Origin of the sequence: Streptococcus sp. E29BA, from assembly GCF_041807805.1 — a bacterium.
In the GTDB taxonomy this organism is placed as follows: domain Bacteria; phylum Bacillota; class Bacilli; order Lactobacillales; family Streptococcaceae; genus Streptococcus; species Streptococcus entericus.
The window spans coordinates 1-6,843 of the sequence record NZ_JBGTZA010000058.1; the positions used below are offsets into that span (position 1 = coordinate 1).

General features: G+C 47.4%; 5 protein-coding genes and 2 pseudogenes. 1 reads left to right on the plus strand and 6 read right to left on the minus strand.

What is annotated here, in order from left to right; translation table 11 throughout:
* Positions 1–704: pseudogene (locus ACERC8_RS09555) on the plus strand (transposase); the annotation flags it as partial.
* 5 nt (positions 705–709) lie between these two features.
* Here ACERC8_RS09555 and ACERC8_RS09560 read toward each other — a convergent pair.
* The 6 genes and pseudogenes from ACERC8_RS09560 to ACERC8_RS09585 all read right to left on the minus strand — a co-directional run.
* The gene (locus tag ACERC8_RS09560) at positions 710–2,272 is read right to left on the minus strand and encodes a beta-carotene 15,15'-monooxygenase (RefSeq protein ID WP_373659654.1); all 1,563 of its coding nucleotides are present in this window, start codon (positions 2,270–2,272) and stop codon (positions 710–712) included.
* Positions 2,272–3,486, minus strand: coding sequence for a tRNA uracil 4-sulfurtransferase ThiI (gene thiI / locus ACERC8_RS09565; RefSeq protein ID WP_373659655.1), 1,215 nt, complete (start codon positions 3,484–3,486; stop codon positions 2,272–2,274). Before thiI ends, ACERC8_RS09560 begins: the two co-directional genes overlap by 1 nt.
* Positions 3,487–3,508: 22 nt before the next feature.
* Positions 3,509–4,657: a cysteine desulfurase family protein gene (locus ACERC8_RS09570; RefSeq protein WP_373659658.1), complete on the minus strand. Its 1,149-nt coding sequence runs from the start codon at positions 4,655–4,657 to the stop codon at positions 3,509–3,511.
* 66 nt (positions 4,658–4,723) lie between these two features.
* Positions 4,724–5,389, minus strand: coding sequence for a TIGR01906 family membrane protein (locus tag ACERC8_RS09575; protein WP_373659656.1), 666 nt, complete (start codon positions 5,387–5,389; stop codon positions 4,724–4,726).
* Positions 5,379–6,152 (minus strand): TIGR01457 family HAD-type hydrolase, encoded by a 774-nt coding sequence (locus tag ACERC8_RS09580; RefSeq protein ID WP_373659657.1) that lies wholly within the window; start codon positions 6,150–6,152, stop codon positions 5,379–5,381. The genes ACERC8_RS09575 and ACERC8_RS09580 overlap by 11 nt, the downstream gene beginning before the upstream one ends.
* 230 nt (positions 6,153–6,382) lie before the next feature.
* Positions 6,383–6,757: pseudogene (locus ACERC8_RS09585) on the minus strand (nucleotidyltransferase family protein); the annotation flags it as partial.
* Positions 6,758–6,843: the final 86 nt, after the last annotated feature.

The window sequence follows — 6,843 nt, forward strand, 5'->3', positions numbered from 1 at the left end:
TAGAAGCCGTGTTAAGGTCATCACCATGGACATGTTTAGCCCTTATTACGACATCGCTAAGAAACTATTTCCAAATGTGAAAATCGTTCTCGATCGTTTCCACATTGTCCAGCATATGAGCAGGGCAATGAACAGGCTACATGTTCAGATAATGAACCAGTTTGATCGAAATTCCCACGAATACAGAGCCCTCAAACGCTACTGGAACCCTCGCTCTCTCGTTTTCAAGCTCGGGCTAAACTAGTCCACTGGACTAGTTTACTCCAACAAGCCAGTCGAAAGCTCAGCGATAAACGCTTTTATCGCCCAACTTTTCGCAGGCACTTGACTAATCAGGAGGTTGTCACTAAACTGCTCGGCTATTCTCAAGAGCTAAAAGAACACTACGAACTTTATCAACTGCTCCTGTTTCATTTTCAAGAAAAGCAAGCCGAACAGTTTTTTGGGCTAATCGAGGAGACGATTTCAAGCGTTAATCCTATCTTTCAGACAGTTTTTAGAACATTTTTGAAGGATAGGGACAAGATTGTCAATGCCTTGGAATTGCCCTACTCTAACGCCAAGATTGAAGCAACCCACAACATCATCAAGGTTATTAAGCGCAATGCCTTTGGTTTCAGAAACTTTGAAAAGACAAAACTCGCATTTTCATTGCCATAAACAGAAAACGAGAGAAGACAAGAACTGTCCTCTCTCGGTGTTAAGTGGGTCAACCCACTACAGTTGACAAAGAGCCTATTTTTTTAACTTTACGCATCAGTCGCTCTGCTATGTGACCTAAACTATAAGCTGCAGGTTGGGTTAACAAGGAAACATAGACGGGAACATACTGACTTTTTGTCTCCCAGATGAGGTGAAAAAGAACACCGCCAATAAAAAAGAGGAAGGGAAGGTACTCAAAGAGACGAAGGACCCTACCTGCCGTCTGCCGTGAGCGACATAGCCAATAAACAGCTGCCAGACTGTAGACCAGCCACAACCAGACCCCTCCCAAACGATTCAGCATGGCATAGCCAGTGCCCTCCTCATAAATGCTTTTTAGCAAGGACGTATGGGTATACTGACCACGTGCCGCTAAGGGGCCTGTCCAAATTGACTGGAAGGTCGGGTCTAACCAGGTCGAGTGAATTTTGTCTCTAAAAAATTTTGAAGCATAACCAGCATCAGATGACAGCCGACCAAGGGCTTGTTTCAAATCCGTTTGAGTTTTTTCTTTCGCCAATGTTTGATCATAGCCGACTTTTTTTAATAAGTTTGTGTTATAAGTATTCCACCAGCCACCAACAGCACCCTTAGGGTCTTCTTGCAAGCCCATCGTGACATAGGCTAGTTTTGGAACCCCTGGAGATAAGGGCTGACCAATCGCCATTTCATAAGAAAAGGTTAGCAATTTGCTTAGTAGAAAAAAACTGACCAGCAGAGCAAGCGGTAATTTGAGGTAACGTTTGCTAAGAGTTTTACCATAGGCCATCAGCCACAGAATGAGCAAGACAATCAGGAAGATTTGATAGTTATTCCTAACGATTCCAGCAAAGACTGCCATCAAAATGCCTAAAATTGCCCAAGTTAGACGATGAGATTGCTGGTCTTTGAGGAAAAAATAGGTTGCAAGAACAATGAGAAATGCGCCAGGTATTGCCCCATAAGCAAACAGAATAAAGAAAAACTGGGGCAAAAAGGCAAAGGACAAGAGTATCAGATAATTTGTCACAAGACCCTTGTGATAAAGCTTATGGCAAATTGCAGCCTGAAGCCTAAGGGTCGCTAGCACTAAGATGAGATTGACACCGAAAATAAAACGTGGGCTAGATGAAAATAAGAGATAAAATCTCTCCAAAGTAACTAGCCCCAGTTGATGAGGGTGTAGGTAGAGGTACGCCCCTTGCTTGGTAAGAGAAGAAAAGTCCCCTTGGTTCATAGCAAGAGCGGCTTCAAAAACTCGTTTGGCATCAGCACGAATTACTGAATCGACATGGCTAATCAAACCATATCCAGCTAGTAGATAGAGGAGCGCACACCCCAAAAATAGATGATGGGGTGGTATCTTTTTGAGCAAAGGCGCTAGAGCAACCAAAAGAAGCAAACCTATACCCACCTCAATCAACACACTTGGTTGTTGTCGAATGAAAATCATATCCTCCAAACGGGTCAAAGGCATATAGGCTTGAAGTCGTAGGAGCTGGACGGACAAATAGAATAAGAGAAGAGCAGATATGCCAATAATAACTGCTTGAATGAGCCTAGCCACATAACGATTAAAGCTCTGCCACATTACAACAGTTCCTCAATCAAATCAGCCATCTCGTCTTTTTCCACTTGAGGTGTGATGGTAGTCAACTTAATCCCAGCCACTGCACGCTCGACCAGACCATCGACATCCAGACGTGCCTCATACTGCTCGGCATTTTTGAGTTTGGGATTGGTCTTTGGACGGTCTGGAGCGAAAATAGCACAGCAATCTTCAAAGGGCTGGATAGAAATATCAAAAGTGTCGATTTTTTGCGCCAACTCGATGATTTCCAGCTTGTCCATGGTCACAACAGGACGGATAACAGGCGTATTGGTCACGGCGTTGATGGCGACCATACTCTCCAGAGTCTGACTGGCCACCTGTCCCAGACTTTCCCCGTTGATGATCACCAAGCCCTTTCGCACCTCACGAATACGGTCGGTAATCCGCATCATAAATCGACGAGTCAGGGTCATCAGATAGGCTTCGGGTGCCTTATCCTTAATTTCCTCCTGAATCTCTGTAAACGGCACTTCAATAAAGGTGATGTTGCCACCGAACTTGGTCAGCTTGCGCGTCAGGTCGTGCGCTTTCTTGAGCGCACCTGGGCTGGTGTAGGGTGGACTGGCAAAGTGAACCGCTTCAATCTCCACCCCCCGCTTGAGCGCCAGATAGCCCGCCACAGGGGAGTCAATCCCGCCCGACAACATGAGCATGCCCTTGGGCGATGTCCCCACAGGCAAACCGCCAGCCCCCTTGACTTCCTCATGAGAGAGGTAAGCCGCTTCCTCCCGAATTTCTACCTTCAACGTCACGTCAGGAGCTTTCATTTGGGCTTTGATGGATGGCAGAGCGGTATAAACGGCATCTCCCAGATCCAGATTGAGCCCATAACTATCCAGTTCAAAGCTGTGGTCACTGCGCTTGCTGGCAATCTTAAAGGTCATGCCCTCACGGTAAAGGCCTGTCATGATAGCGACGACCGCGTCTTTGAGAGCTGGAACGGATTTCTCGACCTTGTAGACAGGTGAAAAGGCCTGGATACCGAAGATCTGCTTGAGCGATTCAGCCACAGGCTCGTAAGCTGTCCCATTGAGGTAAACGTGCCCACGATCACGGTCAGCCTTGACCACAACCTCTGGGTATACGGACAGAACATCAGCGATGTTCTTGCGAAGTTTGTTGATGAAGCGCATCTTGTTCTTGCCCTTGGTGGACAACTCACCAAAGCGAATCATGATTTCTTGATACTGCATGTGTCTCCTTTACTTGGACGGCTTAGCGTCTCACTTTCTCGGTCTTATCGTAAATCTGCTTGAAAATGGTCAAAAATTGCTCCACCTGCCCCATGTCGTTGTGAGCATCGAGACTAATACGGACAGCGGTCTGGGCATCACGGACAGGCACACCCATAGCAATCAGGGTCCCAGCTGGCTGACCAGCCTTGGAGGAGCAGGCTGAGGTAGTCGACAGGTAAATCTCATGTTCTTCAAAGGCATGAACCGTGACTTCGCCGCGAACGCCCTTGATGCCAAAGGTGATGATGGACGGTGAAAACCACTCATCTGTCCCTGAAAAGAGACGAACATCCTCAAACTGGCTCAAGGCCTTATGCAGGACGTCTCTCATCGCACGCACCTTGACACGCTGGTCATGGTCATTTTCTAGGGTCAATCGCAGCGCTTTGGCTGTTGCCGCAATGGCTGGGAGGTTCTCTGTCGTCGAGCGCAAATCGCTCTCCTGACCACCGCCTGTTAAAAGCGGTGCAATCCGCTTACCAGACTTTTTATAGAGCCAGCCGACACCACGTAAACCACGAAATTTATGACTGGAGAAAGAGGCCAAGTCCACACGGTCTGTCAGCACATCAGCCATATCACGCTTGCCAACCGCCTGCACGGCATCCACATGAAAGGTGATGCCTGGCTTATCCGCCAAAAGGTCGGAGATGGCTGAGATGGGTTGGATAGCTCCAATTTCATTGTTAACTGCCATGACGGACACCAAAATGGTATCAGGTCTGATGAGGGCTGAAAGGGCTGGGAGGTCAATCAGTCCAGCCTTGTCCACAGGAGCATAGCTCACCTCAAAGCCCAAGGTTTCCAGCCATTTGGCTGAGGTCCGCACCGCAGGGTGTTCGACACTAGACACGATGAGGTGCTTCCCAAAACTGCTCTTTTCAAGGGCAGTCCCCTTGATGGCCCAGTTGTCACTCTCCGTCCCACCAGAAGTGAAAAAAATCTCCTCTGGCAAACAGCCTAAGAGCTCGGCTATTTGGCGTCTTGACGCCTCAAGCAACCGCGTCGCCTGACCCCCCAGACCATGAAGGCTAGAGGGGTTCCCGAAAATCTTAGTCGCGACCTGCTGATAAGTCGCCAGCGCCTCGGGATAGGGCTGGGTCGTCGCGGCATTGTCAAAATAAATCACGTCGTCACTCGTTTCTATCAAAATTAAAGGTGGACTGTTAAAAGGAGCCAGCACGGTTCCTCCTCTTCAATCAGCCTGAATAAAACAAAATCTATTCTCTAAACTGTCAGAAGCCGACTGTCGGTAGCTCAACAGTAGCAACATCCCCACGAGAGCTTGGTAAATCAGAAAAAAGAGGATAAAACAGGCCAGGAAAAACTCGGCGGGTAGCACCAAAATCACTGGATCAGTCGTAGGGTTAAACAACCAAGAACTGTCTCCTGGGAAAAGCAAGGTATGAAAAAGAGTGAAAAAAGTTTCAAATCCAACAACCATACCCAGCCCTGCGATAAGCACAGAAAAAAGCATAGCTCCCAAAAAAATCTGTCGATAAAAAATCAGTTCCCTATCACGCATTGCTTGGAAGAAAAAGCGCACCGCAGGATAAGCTAAACCAATAAAGACTGCTTCTGCCAGCAAGAACAAGTGTTTAACATCTGCAAAATGCTTGGCACCGCTAGCAGACACAGGAAAATCAGCCATGAAAAGTTCCTGCTTCAAGGGGTGAAGCAAATAAGTCATCAACTGGTTGAAATTGTCCATGAGCTCCTGCCTAGACAGGGCAACCACTGAGGTCAACTCAAACTGCTCAATGGCTATGGGATAAAACACCCAAGCTAAGCTAATCGTTAAAAGCACCGCTAGCGCCAGCAACCATAATAGACCAATAAACACTTGTCCTCTAGTTCTCATCAAAATCCCACTCCGCTAAACTATTGAGGACATAGGTCGGTGCCAGTGGCAAATCAGCCACCTCCTCAGGCTTGGTGAAGCCTGTCAAAACCAGCAAACTATCAATACCATGATCAATCCCCGCCCGAATATCGGTCAAGTAATTATCACCGACAACGATGGCTTCTTCTCTCGCCACTCCGAGACGCGCCAGAGCTCTGTTCATGATAATCGCATGTGGCTTACCAACAAAGGTTGCCTCAACACGAGTTGCTAACTCCAGAAGGCGGGTGACTGTTCCACCGCCCGGCAAGAGCCCACGTTCAGTTGGAATATTAAGGTCAGGGTTAGTACCGATAAAGGTTGCTCCCTTTTGAATGGCTAAGGTCGCCGTCACCAGCTTGTCATAGGTTAACTCTGTATCCAGTCCAACAACCACGTAGGCTGGCGCTTCCGTTTCCTCCACATAACCTGCTTCAAAAATCGCTTGTTTGAGACCTGCTTCTCCGATAACATAAACTGTCTTGTCCTTGCCTAACTCATTCATGTAGTCCACTGTCGCCAGGCTTGCCGTGTAGATTTTTGCCACATCTACCTCCAGCTCACACTGGTCGCGCAATAGTGCCTGTACCGCCTCAGGCGGACGGGTGGTGTTATTGGTCACAAAAAGGTGGGGAATCCCTCGCTCCTGCAACTGGCGGACAAAAGCCTCACCAGCAGGAATCCTCTCCTTACCTCGGTAAATCGTTCCATCCAAATCAATCAAATAGCCTTTATAGGTCATGGTCTTCCTTTCTTTTTTCTATGGTATCATCGCAGAGCTGCCCAGTCGGTTATTAACTCGTTTGGTGCAGAAGTCGATTAGTAAATTCATACTGCCAAAATGTCATCTGAACCAAGGAGGGGTAACCATCAATCACTGCTAAGGTATATGAAACTAGTTTAATCATCACAACCAACGCTCAACCAACAGCTGATACGATAAGCATTCTCACCAACAGACAACCTAGTTTGTTAATGATTTTCCAACTCTACCTGTAGCTGTGGCAATTTATCTGTCCAATTCTTTGATAGCACACGCTGGCGGTACAGTGCTAGACGCTCTGGATGAGTCACAAAATGCGGAGTTGGTCTGACAATAAAGTTCACTATATCTTCTAACCCATAGGGGGCAAAAATCTCCAAGTCATACTCCAATAACCGCACCGCAATCGCTGTACAGCGTTCGGGGTACTTACTGATAGCATCACAGCTGCTCTGATAAGGGGTTGTGTGGGGACTATGCTGGTGCATCAGAGCCTGATTTTTGACCTCCCAGTGATAGGCTGGGTAGCGGGTGTGCAACTGGTCTTGCAGGAGATTGACTTCTTCCTGAGTCCCTTTAGGGTCAAAAAAGACAACTGAATCGGTTACACTAAACTAGACAGAATTTATAAAGTGTTCTACACTAAAGAAAACAGGAGAACTCTATGTCT

What these genes read in the sequence shown, in the direction of transcription:
- ACERC8_RS09560 (WP_373659654.1), bottom strand. Translation starts at nt 2,272, where the DNA reads ATGTGGCAGAGCTTTAATCGTTATGTGGCTAGGCTCATTCAAGCAGTT.
- thiI (WP_373659655.1), bottom strand. Translation starts at nt 3,486, where the DNA reads ATGCAGTATCAAGAAATCATGATTCGCTTTGGTGAGTTGTCCACCAAG.
- ACERC8_RS09575 (WP_373659656.1), bottom strand. Translation starts at nt 5,389, where the DNA reads ATGAGAACTAGAGGACAAGTGTTTATTGGTCTATTATGGTTGCTGGCG.
- ACERC8_RS09580 (WP_373659657.1), bottom strand. Translation starts at nt 6,152, where the DNA reads ATGACCTATAAAGGCTATTTGATTGATTTGGATGGAACGATTTACCGA.